This window comes from Pseudoalteromonas sp. DY56-GL22 (assembly GCF_041414715.1).
Taxonomy (GTDB): Bacteria; Pseudomonadota; Gammaproteobacteria; order Enterobacterales; family Alteromonadaceae; genus Pseudoalteromonas; species Pseudoalteromonas simplex.
Genome location: NZ_JANHZR010000008.1, coordinates 127363 through 144852 on the forward strand (window position 1 = coordinate 127363; position 17490 = coordinate 144852).

The 17490-nt window shown below is 41.8% G+C and carries 17 protein-coding genes; 2 read left to right on the forward strand and 15 right to left on the reverse strand.

All coding sequences use genetic code 11. The annotated features are described in order from the left end of the window. The first annotated feature begins 22 nt into the window (after positions 1 to 22). The gene (locus NO991_RS16830; RefSeq protein WP_054554293.1) at positions 23 to 931 is read left to right on the forward strand and encodes a histone deacetylase; all 909 of its coding nucleotides are present in this window, start codon (positions 23 to 25) and stop codon (positions 929 to 931) included. Between the two features lie 82 nt (positions 932 to 1013). Here the strand turns inward: NO991_RS16830 and cyoE are convergent, their stop codons facing one another. From cyoE to NO991_RS16860, 6 genes are all read right to left on the reverse strand, one after another. Next, positions 1014 to 1898 (reverse strand): heme o synthase, encoded by an 885-nt coding sequence (gene cyoE, locus NO991_RS16835; protein ID WP_054554292.1) that lies wholly within the window; start codon positions 1896 to 1898, stop codon positions 1014 to 1016. Between the two features lie 141 nt (positions 1899 to 2039). Further along, positions 2040 to 2399, reverse strand: coding sequence for a cytochrome o ubiquinol oxidase subunit IV (gene cyoD / locus NO991_RS16840; protein ID WP_135923748.1), 360 nt, complete (start codon positions 2397 to 2399; stop codon positions 2040 to 2042). Beyond that, a complete protein-coding gene (gene cyoC / locus NO991_RS16845; protein WP_300542735.1) occupies positions 2399 to 3034 on the reverse strand; it encodes a cytochrome o ubiquinol oxidase subunit III in 636 nt (211 codons plus the stop codon). The genes cyoD and cyoC overlap by 1 nt, the downstream gene beginning before the upstream one ends. Then, complete coding sequence (cyoB, locus tag NO991_RS16850; protein ID WP_300359511.1) at positions 3031 to 5019, reverse strand: cytochrome o ubiquinol oxidase subunit I; 1989 nt, start codon at positions 5017 to 5019, stop codon at positions 3031 to 3033. The genes cyoC and cyoB overlap by 4 nt, the downstream gene beginning before the upstream one ends. A 2-nt stretch (positions 5020 to 5021) precedes the next feature. Continuing rightward, positions 5022 to 5936: a ubiquinol oxidase subunit II gene (gene cyoA, locus NO991_RS16855; protein WP_054562298.1), complete on the reverse strand. Its 915-nt coding sequence runs from the start codon at positions 5934 to 5936 to the stop codon at positions 5022 to 5024. Positions 5937 to 6171: 235 nt separating this feature from the next. Next, positions 6172 to 6591 carry a hypothetical protein gene (locus NO991_RS16860; protein WP_063706310.1) on the reverse strand — a complete coding sequence of 140 codons (420 nt, stop codon included), beginning with the start codon at positions 6589 to 6591 and terminating at the stop codon, positions 6172 to 6174. A 414-nt stretch (positions 6592 to 7005) separates the two neighbouring features. Between NO991_RS16860 and NO991_RS16865 the strand changes: the two genes are divergently transcribed. Then, positions 7006 to 8361: a M14 family zinc carboxypeptidase gene (locus NO991_RS16865; RefSeq protein WP_300359507.1), complete on the forward strand. Its 1356-nt coding sequence runs from the start codon at positions 7006 to 7008 to the stop codon at positions 8359 to 8361. Positions 8362 to 8574: 213 nt separating this feature from the next. Here NO991_RS16865 and NO991_RS16870 read toward each other — a convergent pair whose 3' ends face one another. From NO991_RS16870 to NO991_RS16910, 9 genes are all read right to left on the reverse strand, one after another. Further along, on the reverse strand, positions 8575 to 9552 hold the full coding sequence (locus tag NO991_RS16870; RefSeq protein WP_371352220.1) for a transposase: 978 nt from the start codon (positions 9550 to 9552) through the stop codon (positions 8575 to 8577). Between the two features lie 190 nt (positions 9553 to 9742). Beyond that, positions 9743 to 9955 carry a (Na+)-NQR maturation NqrM gene (gene nqrM / locus NO991_RS16875; RefSeq protein ID WP_055020649.1) on the reverse strand — a complete coding sequence of 71 codons (213 nt, stop codon included), beginning with the start codon at positions 9953 to 9955 and terminating at the stop codon, positions 9743 to 9745. A gap of 336 nt (positions 9956 to 10291) precedes the next feature. Next, positions 10292 to 11323 (reverse strand): FAD:protein FMN transferase, encoded by a 1032-nt coding sequence (locus NO991_RS16880; protein WP_138618069.1) that lies wholly within the window; start codon positions 11321 to 11323, stop codon positions 10292 to 10294. 113 nt (positions 11324 to 11436) lie between these two features. Continuing rightward, positions 11437 to 12663 carry an NADH:ubiquinone reductase (Na(+)-transporting) subunit F gene (gene nqrF, locus NO991_RS16885; RefSeq protein WP_054554282.1) on the reverse strand — a complete coding sequence of 409 codons (1227 nt, stop codon included), beginning with the start codon at positions 12661 to 12663 and terminating at the stop codon, positions 11437 to 11439. Between the two features lie 19 nt (positions 12664 to 12682). Next, positions 12683 to 13291 (reverse strand): NADH:ubiquinone reductase (Na(+)-transporting) subunit E, encoded by a 609-nt coding sequence (gene nqrE / locus NO991_RS16890; protein WP_016708692.1) that lies wholly within the window; start codon positions 13289 to 13291, stop codon positions 12683 to 12685. A 10-nt stretch (positions 13292 to 13301) separates the two neighbouring features. Then, positions 13302 to 13934 carry an NADH:ubiquinone reductase (Na(+)-transporting) subunit D gene (locus NO991_RS16895; protein WP_054554281.1) on the reverse strand — a complete coding sequence of 211 codons (633 nt, stop codon included), beginning with the start codon at positions 13932 to 13934 and terminating at the stop codon, positions 13302 to 13304. After that, positions 13934 to 14686, reverse strand: a complete 753-nt coding sequence (locus tag NO991_RS16900; protein ID WP_054554280.1) for a Na(+)-translocating NADH-quinone reductase subunit C — start codon at positions 14684 to 14686, stop codon at positions 13934 to 13936. Before NO991_RS16900 ends, NO991_RS16895 begins: the two co-directional genes overlap by 1 nt. After that, on the reverse strand, positions 14679 to 15881 hold the full coding sequence (locus NO991_RS16905) for an NADH:ubiquinone reductase (Na(+)-transporting) subunit B (RefSeq protein ID WP_054554279.1): 1203 nt from the start codon (positions 15879 to 15881) through the stop codon (positions 14679 to 14681). The genes NO991_RS16900 and NO991_RS16905 overlap by 8 nt, the downstream gene beginning before the upstream one ends. A 4-nt stretch (positions 15882 to 15885) precedes the next feature. After that, positions 15886 to 17229: a Na(+)-translocating NADH-quinone reductase subunit A gene (locus tag NO991_RS16910; RefSeq protein ID WP_054562348.1), complete on the reverse strand. Its 1344-nt coding sequence runs from the start codon at positions 17227 to 17229 to the stop codon at positions 15886 to 15888. Positions 17230 to 17490 lie beyond the last annotated feature (261 nt).

The window sequence follows — 17490 nt, forward strand, 5'->3', positions numbered from 1 at the left end:
AAATTCAGCTATTTAATAAGCTATGCAGTTAAATCCCCACTTACCCTTGGTGTATCATCCAAATTACTCGTTTAGTTTCGATCCTAACCATCGCTTTGTGATGAGTAAGTTTGCTTATTTATATGAGCATGTACAAAGTCTTGGATTAATAAATGACAACCTAACTCAACCGATGCTTGGCAGCCCTGAGCCCCTTGAGTTAGTGCACTGCGAAAACTATATCCACGACCTTTGGCACAACCGCTTAGATGAAAAAGCGATGCGCCGTATTGGCTTACCTTGGTCAAAAGAGCTGATGGCACGTACCTTTACTGCGCCTCTGGGCACCTTACAAACAGCACGCTTAGCTCTTAAACATGGCATTGCTTGCCACTTAGCGGGAGGCACTCACCATGCTCATACTGATTTTGGCTCAGGCTATTGCATGGTAAACGACCTCGCTTTCACCAGCGAAACCCTGATAAAAAGTGGTGAAGTAACCAATATACTTATTTTTGATTTAGATGTTCATCAAGGTGATGGTACCGCAGCAATGCTGGCGCATCAGCCCTATGCTTATACCTGCTCTATTCACTGTGAAAAGAATTTTCCGTTTCGAAAATCAGCCAGCGATTTAGATATAGGTTTAGCACCGAATGTCGCTGATAGTGAATACCTAGGCGTTGTTGACGATACGCTGAGTTATTTATTAAACACCCTAAACCCAGACTTAGTACTTTATGATGCAGGTGTAGATGTATGGCAGCAAGATGGCTTAGGAAAACTTGATATAAGCTGGCAAGGGATAGCACAACGCGACCATTTAGTTCTCAAACGCTGCCTTGAGCACAATGTACCTGTCGCAACCGTGATTGGTGGTGGTTATGATAAAGACCATCGCCGTTTAGCGGCTCGTCATGGCATTGTAGTAGAGCAAGCTGCTCGATTTTAAAAACAACAAAGAAAAAAGGCCCGGTGGAGAAAAAACCGGGCCTTTGCTACTGTAACATTGGGATATGTTAGCAACTTTTTTTCTAAGTTAAAACAAGTAGCTGTGGAGCTACCGAATGGTAATCTAAAGCCATCGCTATGCTCAAAACCGTGATGTTTACAATTGAAAAAGCAAACACTTGGCGCGCCCAGCCGCTTACATCAATATTGCGACGATAGCCACGAAGCGCCATTAGCAACCACCAAAAACTCGTTGTACAAGCTACAGCCATAAAGGCTAAACCTGTATAACCACTAATGGTTAATAACATCACAACCAACGCATACACGGCGATATATAAAACAATGTGATGCTTTGCCTTCTCGATCCCCTGCGCTACTGGTAACACAGGAATTCTGGCCGCTTGGTAGTCGTTATAACGAAAGATTGCAATTGCATATGAATGAGGCATTTGCCATAGACTAAACATGACCAATAAAATCACAGCACCAGCATCAAACTGCCCAGTTACGGCACAATAACCAACTACAGGCGGTACTGCGCCAGATAAACTTCCTACAAAGGTGCCGTACACAGAACGACGTTTCATATATAAGCTGTACACACCTACGTAGATGACGTAACCAAAAGTAGCAAATAAGAGTGCCACTACGTTGGTATACACAGCTAATAACCCGAAACCAATAACACCAAGCACGATGCCATGTGCCATAGCCGCCTTTGCTGACATTTCGCCAGTTACTGTGACGCGTTTGCGAGTGCGCGCCATAGCAACATCAATATCACGATCAATTACGTTATTGATCGCGCATCCTGATGCCACTACTAAAGATAACCCTAGTAAGGTTGCGATCATTAACCATGGGTCAATATCACCGCGAGAGGCTAGCAAGAATCCCCCCGCGACAGAGATCAAATTGCCCATGATAATGCCAGGTTTAGTGACATTTAAATAACGTCGAAACACTTCCTCGACTCCTCTAATTTTCAGCACAAACGCAATATTACGAAAGAAACTAGCTAGTAACAGACTGTAAGAACTGGAGACACAACCTCAGACTAACCAGCTCCTTTCGTAAATCTTTTACCAATTACAAAATAATTGTTATTAGTACATCATCATGGCGTTCGATTCGTAGATGATCCACACCGACAAACCAACCACCATTACAATGATTAAAGCACTAAAGATAAACGACAATGAACTTGCCTTGCCGTCTTCAGTTTTGAAGTTTAGGTGTAAGAAATATTTCAAATGCACCCAAATTTGCACAATCGCCATGCTCACGATGCACCATGCAGTGGTCGTTTTAGAAAACGAACCACTCATCACAGCCCAAAATGGAATAGCCGTTAAAACCACTGACAATACAAAACCAATTAAATAGTCTTTAACGCTGCCATGTGATTGTTCATTATGTGCATGAACTTCTAAGTTATTAATTACATGTGATTCACTGTGACTCATTACATTGCTCCCATTAAATAAACAACGGTAAATACACAAATCCACACCACATCTAAGAAGTGCCAGAATAAGCTTAAACAACTTAGGCGTGTCACTGTTTGTGGGTTTAAACCACGGCGCACAACTTCAATCATCAGGACAGTCATCCAAATAAGACCCGCTGTAACGTGAAGACCATGCAAGCCCACTAAAGAGAAGAACGATGTTAAAAAGGCACTTTGCTGAGGGCCATTACCGTGCGCAATTAGGTGATGAAATTCGTACACTTCCATACCAATAAACACTGCACCAAAGGCAAAGGTAACCAGCAACCAAGTTAACGTAGCCGCCTTTTTCTGCCCATGAGCAGAGTTCATCGCAAAACCAAAAGTGATACTACTAAGTAGTAGAGCTGCGGTTTCAACCGCAACAAAATCAAGTTCAAAAATATCTTTACCCGACACACCGCCAGCAGTGTTCATAAACAATACTGCGTAGGTTGCAAAAAATGATGCAAACAACAGACAGTCAGTCATAAGATAAAGCCAGAAACCAAATACGGTGTTACCACCTGTATCGTGGTGCTCATGGTCATGTGCATCGACATGACCGTGTGCGCCGTTTAAGGTGTCGAGTCCTGCAGAAATGCTACTCATGCATTCACCTCCTTCGTAGCGGCTATATTGTGAGCCGTTTCTAGTTCAACAATTTCATCTGGTTGCACGTAGTAATCAACATCGCTGGTGTAACAACGTTTGATGAACACCACGATAGCACCCAGTAAACCAAAGGCTGCAAGCCACCAAATGTGCCAGATCATGGCAAAACAGAAGGTTGTTAAAGCTGCGCTCATTAATACACCTGCCGATGTATTTTTTGGCATATGAATTGGGCTATAAGAGGCTTCTTGCTTGTAGGCTAAGCCTTTTTCTTTCATGTCTGTCCACGCATCGATGTCATCAACATGAGGGATTTTCGCAAAGTTGTAGTACTGTGGAGGTGAAGCAGATGCCCACTCAAGGGTATGACCATTCCACGGATCGCCCGTTGTATCATCAAGTTGCTCGCGGTTTTTGAAGCTCACTACAAGTTGTACAACTTGGAACAAGATACCGAACATAATGATCACCGCACCGCCAGCTGCAATGTATAACCAAATGTTCCAATCAGGGTTGTTCGTGTGGTTTAAGCGACGTGTCATACCTAAGAAACCAAGTACGTATAACGGCATGAATGCCACGAAGAAACCAATTAACCAGCACCAAAAAGATCGTCTGCCCCAGCTCTCGTCAAGTTTGAAGCCCATTGCTTTAGGGAACCAAAACGCAAAACCAGCTAAATAACCAAATACCGCACCACCAATGATGGTGTTATGGAAGTGAGCGATTAAGAATAAGCTGTTGTGTAATACGTAGTCAGCACCAGGAATAGCAAGTAACACGCCGGTCATACCACCGATAGTGAACGTCACCATAAAACCTAAAGTCCAAAGGACAGGCACAGTTATACGTAAACGACCACGATACATGGTGAATAACCAGTTAAACAACTTAACCCCGGTCGGTACCGCAATAACCATGGTCATAACACCAAAGAAGGCATTAACGTTAGCGCTTGAGCCCATAGTAAAGAAGTGATGAAGCCAAACGATGAAACCTAAAATCGAAATTGCACCACTTGCGTAAACCATCGACTTATAACCAAACAAGCGTTTACCAGCAAACGTTGAGATAACTTCTGAGAAAATACCAAACGCAGGTAAGATCAGAATGTAAACTTCAGGGTGACCCCATGCCCAGAATAAGTTGATGTACATCATCGCGTTACCACCTAATTCATTCGTGAAGAAGTGGAAATCGAGATAACGATCAAGCGTTAACATAGCCAGAACAGCAGTTAAAATTGGGAACGATGCTGCAATTAAGATATTCGCCCACGTACAAGCCCAAGTAAAAATAGGCATTTTCATTAATGTCATGCCTGGTGCACGCATTTTAAATACAGTCGCTAAGAAGTTTACCGATGTTAATAAGGTACCCAAGCCGGATATCTGCAAGGCCCATATATAATAATCGACCCCGACACCTGGACTGAATGACAACTCTGACAACGGTGGATATGCCACCCAACCCGTTTTCGCAAACTCACCAAAGAATAATGAGATATTGATTAGGATTGCACCGCCAGCAGTTAACCAAAAGCTAAGGTTATTTAAGAATGGGAATGCAACATCACGGGCACCAATTTGCAGCGGTAAAATGATGTTCATTAAACCAATCATAAACGGCATCGCCATAAAGATGATCATGATCACCCCGTGTGCCGTAAATATTTGGTCATAGTGCTCTGGTGGTAAGTAACCACTTGCACCGCCAGTAGCCATTGCTAATTGCAGTCGCATCATAATGGCATCCGCGAAACCACGGAAAAGCATGATAAGCGCAAGAATGATGTACATAACACCTAAACGCTTATGGTCAATTGAGGTGATCCAGTCGTGCCAAATCACGCCCCACTTTTTATATTTTGTTACTAAGCCTGCCACTAACAGACCTAAGACAGCAACAACCGTCATGGTAACCATGATAATTGGTTCATGAAACGGGATTGCGTCTAATGTTAATTTACCTAACAACGACATGATTATTCCTCGTCCTCGCTGTGCTTCTTATGAGCTGAGTGCTCTGGCATAGCGTGTTGCATTGCACCGTGAGAGCCATGCGCTTGCATATATTTCATTACGATTGAATGGAACATATCTTTATCTACGCTGGCATAGTATTTAACTGGGTCGTATTCACTTGGTTTTGCAAGTTCAACATAGCTTTGCTTAGTCAATGCAGAACCAGTATTTTTTACTTTGTTTACCCAAGCATCGAAATCAGCTTCTGTGGCTGTTGCAATGGCATCGAACTTCATACCTGTGAAACCTGCACCACTGTAGTTAGCAGAGAAGCCTTTAAAAGTACCCGGCTCATCAGCAATTAAATGAAGCTTTGTTTCCATGCCTGCCATTGAATAAATTTGGCTACCAAGCTGTGGAATGAAAAACGAGTTCATGGTGCTTTCTGAGGTGATCTTGTACTGCACTGGCACATTGGCAGGAAAAACAAGCTCATTCACTGTGGCGATGCCTTGCTCTGGATAAATGAATAGCCATTTCCAGTTCAAAGAAACAACCTCAACAGTAAGGTGCTTACCTTTACCCTCAAGTGGTTTATATGGGTCAAGTTGTTGCGTTGACTGCCACGTGATCACACCTAAAATCGCAACGATGATGATAGGAATGGTCCAAACTACAGCTTCAATCTTATTAGAGTGCGCCCACTTTGGAGCGTAAATTTCTTGATCTCGTCCATCACGGTATTTCCATGCAAAATAAATTGTCATGGCAATAACTGGAATCACAACAATCAGCATTAACACCGTAGCTACGATAATTAAATACTTCTCGTCGACACCAATTTGACCTTTTGGATCGAGTACCCCGCCTTTACAGCCAGACAAGGCCAGCACTAAAGACGCTAGAGCAATATTACAAAGGTTTCGAATTGACAAAGGAATATCCTACAACCTAAAAGTTAACACTTGTCGAAATAAGAACACGACGCTTTTCTGCAACAGATGCTACAGATATCCCTCGGCTGACTAACAAGCACGACAAATCGGCACGCTAAGAAGTGAGGGATTTTAGGTTGGCTGCTGAAATTTGGGCGTAAAAAACCCACTAGGTGCTTAGTAAAGACAACTTAGAAAAACGACTAAATGGCTGAACTTAAGCAACAAAGCTTATTTACAGACAACCACTTACACGAGGAGGAGCACGACAGCCATGAGCGCTGTGTACTACTAAAGACTTTATCGTTTCACGCGCAGCGAAGGCCGCTTTACGTAAAATGACACCTGCACGACGCGCAGGGAAGAAATGGAAGACCAACCAGCATAAACCAATAAGTAATTGGCAAGACACCACAGGGTAAGCTAAAAAACTCAAAACATTAAGCAACGGTGTTTCGTATAAAGCACCTTCACTTAATAAACTTCTTAGCCCGTGAGCATCTTCTAATGTACCGTTGATTAGCATGGCTGAATTAATCAGCAACAAGGCTAAAACTGACATTAGTTCTTTGCCAGCAAAAAACGCACGCGCAGCCAATTGCAACCTAGCTAAGCTAGACTGTTTGACACCTTGTGACTGATTAATTGCTCGCAAAACTCACGCCTTTTATCGCTTTTACTGCATTTTAGGTAAATGGCTTACCCTATTTTTTAATGCGGTAACATGATCTTCATCAATAAAGTTTCAGTAATTACTGAAATTTCGATGTGGAGTATAACAAAGTCAACAGACGGTACAAGTAGAATTTTACAGCACACGGTTAAGTATTGTTTAGCCATTTGATAATAAACTGTAAAAAAACAAACCTATTGAAGCTAAGTACTTAAAAGTAATACTGTATTTTATATAGCGTAAAGCTATGAAGAAAAAGAAAATAGCATAAAAATAGCGATTTAAAGCATACTTAGTCAGTAGCAATCGAAGCTTTAATACTGAACAAGGATTAGCCAAACCATTAAAAATATAATATTCTACATAATATTAAAATAAAGAATAAAAGAGATAATTATGCGCCTATATGTACTCGCCACAGCCCTTTTAGCACTAAGTACCAGTACACTTGCAAATACGATTGAAGACACCGCTGTAGCTGGCTTAGATAAACCTGCGATTTACTACGCCGATATAGAGCCACACTTAAAAAGCGCAGCAAAACATCCAAGCGTCACACTAAAAAAAATCGGCACCTCTTTCCAAGGACAGGCACTTAATTCTCTAAAAATCGGCACCGGCCCAATCAAAGTGATGATGTGGAGCCAAATGCACGGCGACGAAAACACAGCTACTGCCGCACTAATGGATTTTTTAAGCTTTATAACCGCAGATGAAAACGCACAATGGCTAGAAAGCTGGCAACAAAAAGTAACTCTTCTCATTATCCCTATGGTGAACCCAGACGGCGCGGCAGCTCAAACTCGCCATAATGCACAAGGTATTGATTTAAATCGTGATGCAAAAGCCCTTCGCACAAAAGAAGGACAAATACTCATGACTGCGGCTGATGAATTCAAACCTGATTTCGGCTTTAATTTACATGATCAGAATGCCTATTACGGTGCCGGAAAAATGGGAGAACAAGCCACTATTTCAGTGCTAGCACCCGCCTATAATGAAGCAAGAGAAGTGAATAAAATTCGTGGTGAGGCTATGCAATTTATTGCTCATTTAGCCAAAACGGTTGAAACCATGATCCCAGGGCACTTGGGGAAGTACAACGACAGTTACTCTTATCGCAGTTTTGGAGATACTTTTTCGGAAAAAGGTATCCGAACTATATTAATTGAATCAGGTGCTTACCCAAACGACCCAAACCGACAAATAGCCCGTAAAGTTAACCGTGTTTTATATAAAAAGACTATTGATTCAATAACTTCACAGGAATGGAAAAGCGCTAAAATAGCCCAGTACCACGCTATCCCATTTAATGCTAAAGACAATTGGGTAGACTTACTAATAGATGATGTAACTGTAAAGAGTGAGCTAGGTGATTATCAGATAGATATTGCAATAAACAACAAAGGACAGTCACCCATTATTAAAGAGTTGGGGGATATAAGCAGTATCCGCCAAGGTTACACGAGTTTAGATGCAAGCAACCTGAACTTTAGAACCGGTAACAGTTTTGTTTTAAATGAGTCGTTAACGCTTACCGAAAATAAATATAAAGAGCTTTTAATACAAGGCTATAGTTGCTTTTCTGGCGATATTAATATGCTAGAAAACTCCACAAATTGGCCAGTTTACGCATGCAAAAGTGTATTTACATCAATACCTTCACTTCATGCACCTGCCGCCTTTTTCTTACAAGCAAATGGCAAAAATAAGTACGCAGTTTTAGGGGCTAAGCTAATTAATTTAGATTAAACACGATTTAAAAAGACAGGCACTGTTAAAAGTGCCTGTTAAACCTCCAAATACCTTAAATTTGTAACCTAAAATAATAGCTGAGTAGACAAACTACCCTATTAGCTTAATCTAACAATAGAAACCAAGATAAAAGATTTAATTTTATGAGAATTGAAAGTACAAGTTAGCTGCAAGAGTTTGCAAAAAATAAAAGTCGAGAGAAATTTAAGATTAACTGGCAAGTAATAACTTACAGCTTGCTAGATTACTTCGTCGCTTACGAGCAGTTTTACTGCAATAACTTTCAATAGCACCCACTCGACCTGCTGCTCCATGAAATAAGTTTTCAAATTGAGTTGTTAATGTTAACCAGTTTTTAGCTTCCAAATTCAGCCTTTCAAGAATAGGAGGTAAATGATGCTCTATATATCCAGGCTTATCCGCGCTGATACAACGCCCAGTTTGCTCCACAAGTAGCAGGTATGACTTTAACTCAAAAGGTATTCCCTTTGATTTATACTTACTCATGCCACCAATAAAACGAGCTAGTAATTTAGGTTGCTTTGACTCCTTCGCGCTTTCGCATCGCTTTATAAAACTGGTATAGTCCGATTGCTCCGGCGTACTTGCAGCTTTAGCACGAACAGGGTTTAAATCAACATAGGCCATGCAGGCTAAAAGCGCTGATTCATCAAGGAGAGCTTGGCTTTTAAAGCGCCCTTCCCAAAAATGCCCTGTACACTCGTCTTCTTTATTTGCCCGTCTGGCAATATATTCATTTAGCATTCGCATGAACCAACTAATGCTCGAAAGGCGCGTTCTGTATTCTGCAACCTCTTTATTTAAGAAGACTTGTTGACCATCACTTAACGGCTCACCATGAAGGGCTTTTTGACCTAAAGGCGTCATTTTACTGAGCTTATACCAGCGTAAAAGGATGGCCTTATCCGATAACCTATTTGCTTTTTTATCATCAACATAAAGCACAACATGTGTATGGTTACTCATCACCGCATAAGCACATACATCAATGCAAAATACCTTTGCAAGAGCAAGCAGACGCTGTTCAACCCACCCTCTGCGGTGTTCATATGATTTACCTGTGAGTGTGTCTTCTCCACAAAGGTAGGCACGTCTAACACAGCGAGATACACAATGATAATATTTGGTATTCGACAAACAGATTTGCCGCTTCCTTGCTAAAGCCATCGTCCACTCCTTGAACTGATAAATTGAAATGCATTAGCTGTAACTAAAGTGTAGACAAAATCTTTTTTACTGCAAGAATGAGTTCATGGATAAAAGTGACTGTCTTTGTAAATATTCAAAATAGTTTTAAAGTGACTGTCTTTGTAAAATTTAGGTATTAAAAAAGCGCCTTTGGGCGCTTTTTTTGTGGTTAAAGAATTTGATTCTCTTTCCAGACTTGTTCTTTTGCCATGCGCTTTTTACGCTTGTCACATGGGTCGTCGCAGTCGCAGGCTTTGTCGATACCAACAGCGCCTAGGCCACCACAACTACTGGCCATAGATTTCTTTTGCACAATCATGCCGACAGCCATCGCCGCCACAATTAAAATAAGTAGACCAAATGTAAGAAGAAAAAGTGACATTGCTTTGCCCCTATCGTCAGCAATTAAATCGAGCCCAACTAATTAGGCTGCATGTATTATATACCTAAACGACCTCAAGGTGCGAGTTTCAGTTAGAATTAAAAGCGATTTAGGCAAGGCATTGATTACAAGCAATAGTGGTTCTATTGTTAAAATCAATAACGCGGTATAAATCGCTTTTAAACCAATCCTTTGGTCGCTTCACAGGCGCTTACTCTCATCGTTGTTAGTTCTGGGACTGCCATTGTTGCAAAATAACGCCTTGATATTAAGCTCCTGTGGAACGCTGAGTTCTACATCTTGAGGCTGCTTGGGTATACACGGCTTCTTGCCCTGCTACAAATAAGGTTTAAAAGCGGGGCTAGAATATGTCACTAAGCCATTGTCTGACTTACCAATTAAGTACACCGGCAAATCGTGCTCTTCGGCGTATTTCTGCGCCTTTTCCATGCCCATTACTGTAATTGCCGTCGCTAAGCCATCTGCAGTCATCGCTGATGGGTGTAAAACAGTAACTGATACCAAATCATGACGGCTCGGCATACCTGTTACAGGGTCAATTAAGTGGCTATAGGTAACACCATCCATTTCGTAAAAAATTCGGTAATCACCGGATGTCGCAATACCATTAGTACCCGGCTCAATTACTTTATGTACTTTACGCACGCCAGGCTCAGCATCAGGCTGCTCAATAGCTATTTTCCAAGTGATGTTGTTTGGCTTAATACCCGACACACGAAGCTCACCACCAATCTCAACCATATAATTAGTGAAACCATGGCTTTCTATCACTTGTGCTACTTTATCAATACCATAGCCTTTTGCTGTAGCAGAAAACGACAGCTCTAAACCATCAATCGTCTTCATAAGACCAGCATCTGTAAGTTCAAGCTTATCAACACCAATTTTGGCAACCATTGCGGCCAAGGCTTCATCGCTTGGGCGTTTAGTCGGCTTTTTATCTGGACCAAAGCCCCACAAGTCAATAAGTGGCCCCATAGTCACATCTAACGTTTTTGTTGATTCGCCAAGGCGAATTGATTCAGCTACCACGTTTCTAAAATCAGCGCTTATTGGCATTACCTGCCCTGCTGGTAACTGGTTGAACTGGTTAATTTCTGAATCAGGAATGTAAGTCGACATAGATTGATTTACATCTTTAAGCACTTGCTTAATTTCCGGGTGTAAATCAACACCTGCAACCTTTGAAGACTCTGCAAACACCTTAATGTGATAAGTGGTGCCCATTGTCTTACCTTCAAAATAAAGCTCTTCAGCCTTATCTGATTGACCGCAGCCAGCCATGAGTAAAGTCATAGTTAATAGGAAAAAGGCCATCAAGCCTTGGCGATAAAACACTCTATTCATAGCATTCACCTTGTAGATACCACGGAGTTCGGTATAGAAATAAAAAAAGCCTCGTAACACTAAGTGCTACGAGGCCTGTATTCTAACCAAAACTAATTGTTTTGTGTATGGTGTTAGCCACCGAAGTCATCTAATAAGATGTTTTCGTCTTCTACACCAAGATCTTTAAGCATGTTGATAACAGCCGCGTTCATCATTGGAGGACCACACATGTAGAACTCACAATCTTCAGGCGCTTCATGATCTTTCAAGTAGTTTTCATAAAGTACGTTATGGATGAAGCCTGTGTAACCTTCCCAGTTATCTTCTGGTTGTGGATCAGACAGTGCTGTGTGCCATACGAAGTTATCGTTTTCTGCTGCTAAGCCGTCGAAATCTTCTACGTAGAACATTTCACGCTTAGAACGCGCACCATACCAGAAGCTCATCTTACGCTTAGATTGTAAACGCTTAAGTTGGTCAAAGATATGTGAACGCATTGGTGCCATACCTGCACCACCACCTACGAATACCATTTCTGCATCAGTGTCTTTCGCGAAGAACTCACCGAATGGACCAGAGATAGTCACTTTATCACCTTCTTTTAATGACCAAATGTACGAAGACATTTTACCACATGGAAGGCTTAGGTCTCTTGGCGGCGGCGTAGCGATACGCACGTTAAGCATGATGATGCCTTCTTCTTCTGGGTAGTTAGCCATAGAGTATGCACGAATTGTTTCGTCGTCTACTTTAGACTCCAGATCGAAGAAACCGAAGTGGTTCCAGTCGCCACGATACTCTTCTGGAATATCGAAATCAGCGTATTTAACGTGGTGAGCTGGTGCTTCAATTTGAATATAACCACCGGCACGGAAAGGTACTGACTCGCCATCAGGAATTTGTAATTTAAGTTCCTTGATGAACGTTGCCTTGTTATCGTTAGAGATAACAGTACATTCCCACTTCTTAACACCGAAAATTGACTCTTCAAGTTCAATTTCCATGTCGTTCTTAACATTTACCTGACACGCTAAACGGCAGCCTTCACGCGCTTCACCTTTAGAGATGTGATCAAGTTCTGTTGGTAAGATATCGCCGCCACCTTCTTTGATGTGTACACGACACTGACCACAAGAGCCACCGCCACCACATGCAGATGAAACGAAGATACCTGAATCAGCTAGCGCGCCTAATAGCTTGCTACCTGCAGATGTTTTAATAGCTTTTTCTGGGTCGCCATTAATTCCGATGATGATATCGCCGCTTGCTACTAATTTAGATTTAGCACCAATGATAACTAAAACTAAAATAACAACGATAGCGATGAAAACACCAACGCCTAAGAAAATCTCATTCATGATTTATCCTCGCTACCTATTAAAGTGAAATACCAGAGAATGACATAAAGCCAAGACCCATAAGACCAACAGTGATGAAAGTAATACCTAAACCACGTAAGCCATCAGGAACGTCTGAGTACTTCATTTTTTCACGGATACCAGCAAGTAAAGTAATTGCTAGTGCCCAGCCCACACCTGAACCGATACCATAAACAACAGACTCGCCGAAGTTATAGTTACGCTCAACCATGAAAGATACCGCACCGAAGATCGCACAGTTAACTGTGATCAGTGGTAAGAAGATACCTAACGCGTTGTAAAGTGCAGGGAAGAACTTATCTAATGCCATTTCAAGAATTTGTACAAGTGCTGCAATAACACCGATGAAAGTCAAGAAACGTAAGAAGCTAAGGTCTGCTTCTGGGTAGCCAAGCCACTCTAATGCACCTGGTGCAAGAACAGCGTGATAAACCAAGTTATTTACAGGTACTGAGATACCTAGCACCACGATAACTGCCACACCTAGGCCGATTGACGTTGTTACTTTCTTTGATACCGCAAGGAAAGTACACATACCTAGGAAGAAGGCTAAAGCTAAGTTTTCAATGAAAACCGCTTTTACAAATAAACTAATATAATGTTCCACTGCTCGCCCCTTACGCTTTTGCTTCTACTTGGTCTTTCTTGAAGGTACGAAGTACCCAGATGAATAAACCAATAATGAAGAATGCACTCGGTGGTAAAATCAATAGACCCATTGGTTGATACCAGCCACCATTTTGTACTAATGGGATAATATCAACACCGAATAGTGAACCTTTACCGAATAACTCACGGATGAAACCAACAGTTAGTAGTACTACTGAGTAGCCTAAACCGTTACCGATACCATCTAAGAAAGACATTAACGGTGGTGACTTCATTGCGTATGCTTCAGCACGACCCATTACGATACAGTTTGTAATGATTAGACCAACGAATACTGAAAGCTCTTTAGCAGTTGCATAAGAGAATGCTTGCAGTACTTGGTCAACAACGATTACAAGTGATGCGATGATCGTCATTTGCACGATAATACGTACAGATGATGGGATGTGGTTACGAATTGACGAAATAAACAAGCTAGAAAACGCAGTTACTAGTGTCAATGCGATTGACATGATTAGTGCATTTTTTAAGCTTGATGTTACCGCTAGCGCAGAACAAATACCAAGTACTTGTAATGCGATCGGGTTATTTGCGAATACCGGGCCAAATAGGACCGACTTCATTTCTTTAGTATCAGCCATTATTTCAACGCTCCTTCACGTACTTTCGCAAGGAATGGACCAAAGCCATGCTCGCCAGTCCAGAAGTCAACTGTGTGATCAACACCGTTTGAAGTTAATGTTGCACCAGAAAGACCATCGATTTGATGTTCGTTCTTCGCACCGCTCTTCATGATATTGATTGGTAACTCTTTACCTTGCCATTTAGCAGTCCATTGTGGATTTTGGATTTCACCACCTAGACCTGGCGTTTCGTTGTGCTTGAAGAAGTTGATGTTTTTAACTGTTTCACCATCGCTTTCAAGCGCTAAGAAGCCGTACATTACACCCCAAAGGCCATAACCTTGGATTGGTAGAATGATTGCGTCTGTAGAACCATCAGATTTCTTCGAAATATATACAGGTGAATTTTTTGTCATACGCTGAATACCAGCGATGTCTTTAATTCCTTCTGCTTTCAACGCAAAGCTACGAGCTTGGTCGAATTTTGTTTTCTCGAAGTCAAATGAGTTAGGATCAGCACCTTCAACAAACTCACCTGTGTTCATGTCTACAACACGTGCTTCAATTTTTGAGTTAAAGGTATCTGACACAGTACCTGATACTTCAATGCCTGCAGCCGCTAAGATATTGCGTTGAATATCTTGTGTTTTGTTAGCTTGCTGTAAAGGACGAAGCTGAACTGAAGCAAACGATACGATAATTGCACACACTAAACATAGTGCAACAACAACGGTTAGCGTTTTGCCGATTGATTCGTTATTACTAGACATTACGTGCCAACCTCCGCTTGATATTAGCTTGCACTACAAAGTGATCGAATAGTGGTGCAAATAAGTTAGCAAATAAGATTGCTAGCATCATACCTTCTGGGAATGCCGGGTTAACAACACGGATCATTACAACCATAAAGCCGATTAACGCACCGTAAGCGAACTTACCTTTGTCTGTGAATGATGCAGATACTGGGTCTGTTGCCATGAAGAACATACCAAATGCAAAACCACCAAGCACTAAGTGCCAGTGCCAAGGCATAGCAAATACAGCGTTAGTTTCTGAACCAATTGTATTTAGTAAGAATGCCGTTGCAACCATACCTAGGAATACACCTAGTACGATACGCCATGAAGCGATACGCACATAAATTAGGAATAAACCACCGATTAATAGTGCTAGTGTTGACGTCTCACCCATAGAACCTTGAATGAAACCGTAGAACGCATTCCACCATAACTCCATGTTGCTGTAATCAAGTGAACCAACAACAGCTTGGCCAAGCATAGTTGCACCAGAGAATGAATCTACTGCTGTCCATACTGTGTCACCTGAAATTTGCGCTGGGTATGCGAAGAATAAGAACGCACGACCGGCAAGAGCAGGGTTAAGGAAGTTACGACCTGTACCACCAAAGATTTCTTTAGCGATTACAACACCAAACGTAATACCTAGTGCAACTTGCCATAAAGGAATCGTCGCAGGTAGGATTAGTGCGAATAATACAGATGTTACGAAGAAACCTTCATTTACTTCGTGCTTACGCACTGAAGCAAATAGTACTTCCCAGAAACCACCCACAGCAAATGTTACTGCGTATATTGGTAGGAAGAAGCAGGCACCGTAAAACATTTTCGCGCCCCAACCAGAGTCAGCAGTTAATTCACCACCGAATAATTGGAACAGACCAACTTGCCATGTGTTTGCTAGTTCAAAACCTTGTGCTAAAGCACCTGCGGCCTGATGACCGATGTTGAACATACCAAAGAACATTGCAGGGAACGTCGCCATCCACACTAAAATCATCATACGTTTTAGGTCGATGTTATCGCGAACGTGTGTTTTGCCTTTATTTACATAACCAGGCGTGTAGAAAATAGTCGCTGCAGCTTCGTAAAGCGCATACCATTTTTCGTGTTTACCACCCGGTTCAAAATGCGGCTCAATATCTTCTAGAAATTTCTTTAAACCCATCTCTCTAGCCTTCCTTCTCGATCGTAGTCAAGCAATCGCGTAGGATTGAACCGTACTCGTATTTACCTGGACAAACGAAGGTACATAATGCTAAATCTTCTTCATCAAGCTCTAGCGCACCTAACGAAATAGCACCATCAAGATCACGTGCGATTAAATCACGTAATAATAGTGTAGGTAGGATGTCTAAAGGCATAACACGCTCATAGCTACCAATTGGAACCATGGCACGCTTCGAACCACCTGTTGAAGTCGTCATGTTAAATAGACGGCTAGGAGCAAGGTGAGATAAGAAGGTACGTGTTACTGAGAACTTGTTAGCACCTGGTGCGATCCAACCGAATAGCTCTTTTTCGCGACCTTCAAGTAATACAGATACTTGAACATGGTAACGACCTAAGAACGCGTGTGGACCTTGAGAGATAGCGCCTGATAATACAGAACCAGAAATTACACGGTTATCACCGTCTTCTAATTCACCAGCAACTAAATCATCTAAAGATGCACCTAGCTGAGTTTTTACTAAGCGTGGGTTTTTAACACGAGGACCAGCAAGCGAAACAACACGGTCTGTGAAGATTTCACCTGTTAGGAATAAATTACCAAACGCGATTACGTCTTGGTAACCTAAGTGCCAAACCTGCTTGCTTGCAGAAACTGGGTCTAAGTTATGAATGTGTGTACCAACAAGACCTGCCGGATGCTTGCCACCAAACTCATGTACTTCTACTTGAGGGATTGATGAACTAGGCACTTGGCTACCAGCTTGTTTACAAACAAATACTTTGCCGTCAGTTAAACGAGATACCACAGCTAAACCTGCTTCAAATGCTTGAGTGTTCTCAGCAATGATTACTGCAGGATCTGCAGCTAGCGGGTTAGTGTCGATTGCCGTTACAAAGATAGAGCTAGGATTTGCATCCAAAGCAGCTACTCTGCTGAATGGGCGAGCACGTAGTGCTGTCCATTGACCTGACTGAACTAGTACTTCTTTAACTTTTTCACGGTCTAAGCCCGAAAGCTCGTCGGCCTTAAAAGAGTCAAAGGTGATTTGCTCACTGCCATTAACTTCAATAACAACAGATTGCAGCACACGTTTAGCACCACGATTGATTTCTTTAACTACCCCAGAAGCTGGTGCAGTAAATAAGACGCCTGGGTTCTTTTTGTCTTCAAAAAGTACCTGGCCTTTTTTGACTTGGTCATCCACGCGAACATGCATGGTTGGACGCATACCAATATATTCTTCACCTAGCACAGCTACACGTTTGACGGCAGAACCGTCGTGAATAACTTGCTGAGGTGCGCCCTCTATCGGTAAATCCAGACCTTTTTTTATGTTGATCATACGCACTTGCATTACATTAACGGAAAGAAACTGAAAAATCGTACCAACCACGTCGCCATTTGATATGCTCAAGTTAAACTCTAAGTATCAAAGAATAGCCTGTTTAACACCCCAAACAAGCAACGCAGTAAACTCCTCACATATATTGCCCGAATTTTAACATCAATCAGGGTGACTATGCGAGAGCAAATATGAAATTTATACGACAGATACGGTTATTTAGACTACAAAAACCTTTTGAATAAAATTCAATATAGACCA

Excerpts from the sequence above, each read along its gene's own strand:
- NO991_RS16830 (WP_054554293.1), top strand. The coding sequence starts at position 23 with ATGCAGTTAAATCCCCACTTACCCTTGGTGTATCATCCAAATTACTCG.
- NO991_RS16900 (WP_054554280.1), bottom strand. The coding sequence starts at position 14,686 with ATGTCTAGTAATAACGAATCAATCGGCAAAACGCTAACCGTTGTTGTT.
- nqrM (WP_055020649.1), bottom strand. The coding sequence starts at position 9,955 with ATGTCACTTTTTCTTCTTACATTTGGTCTACTTATTTTAATTGTGGCG.
- cyoB (WP_300359511.1), bottom strand. The coding sequence starts at position 5,019 with ATGTCGTTGTTAGGTAAATTAACATTAGACGCAATCCCGTTTCATGAA.
- NO991_RS16880 (WP_138618069.1), bottom strand. The coding sequence starts at position 11,323 with ATGAATAGAGTGTTTTATCGCCAAGGCTTGATGGCCTTTTTCCTATTA.
- NO991_RS16895 (WP_054554281.1), bottom strand. The coding sequence starts at position 13,934 with ATGGCTGATACTAAAGAAATGAAGTCGGTCCTATTTGGCCCGGTATTC.
- cyoD (WP_135923748.1), bottom strand. The coding sequence starts at position 2,399 with ATGAGTCACAGTGAATCACATGTAATTAATAACTTAGAAGTTCATGCA.
- NO991_RS16870 (WP_371352220.1), bottom strand. The coding sequence starts at position 9,552 with ATGGCTTTAGCAAGGAAGCGGCAAATCTGTTTGTCGAATACCAAATAT.
- NO991_RS16910 (WP_054562348.1), bottom strand. The coding sequence starts at position 17,229 with ATGATCAACATAAAAAAAGGTCTGGATTTACCGATAGAGGGCGCACCT.
- cyoC (WP_300542735.1), bottom strand. The coding sequence starts at position 3,034 with ATGAGTAGCATTTCTGCAGGACTCGACACCTTAAACGGCGCACACGGT.
- NO991_RS16905 (WP_054554279.1), bottom strand. The coding sequence starts at position 15,881 with ATGGGTTTAAAGAAATTTCTAGAAGATATTGAGCCGCATTTTGAACCG.
- NO991_RS16865 (WP_300359507.1), top strand. The coding sequence starts at position 7,006 with ATGCGCCTATATGTACTCGCCACAGCCCTTTTAGCACTAAGTACCAGT.
- nqrF (WP_054554282.1), bottom strand. The coding sequence starts at position 12,663 with ATGAATGAGATTTTCTTAGGCGTTGGTGTTTTCATCGCTATCGTTGTT.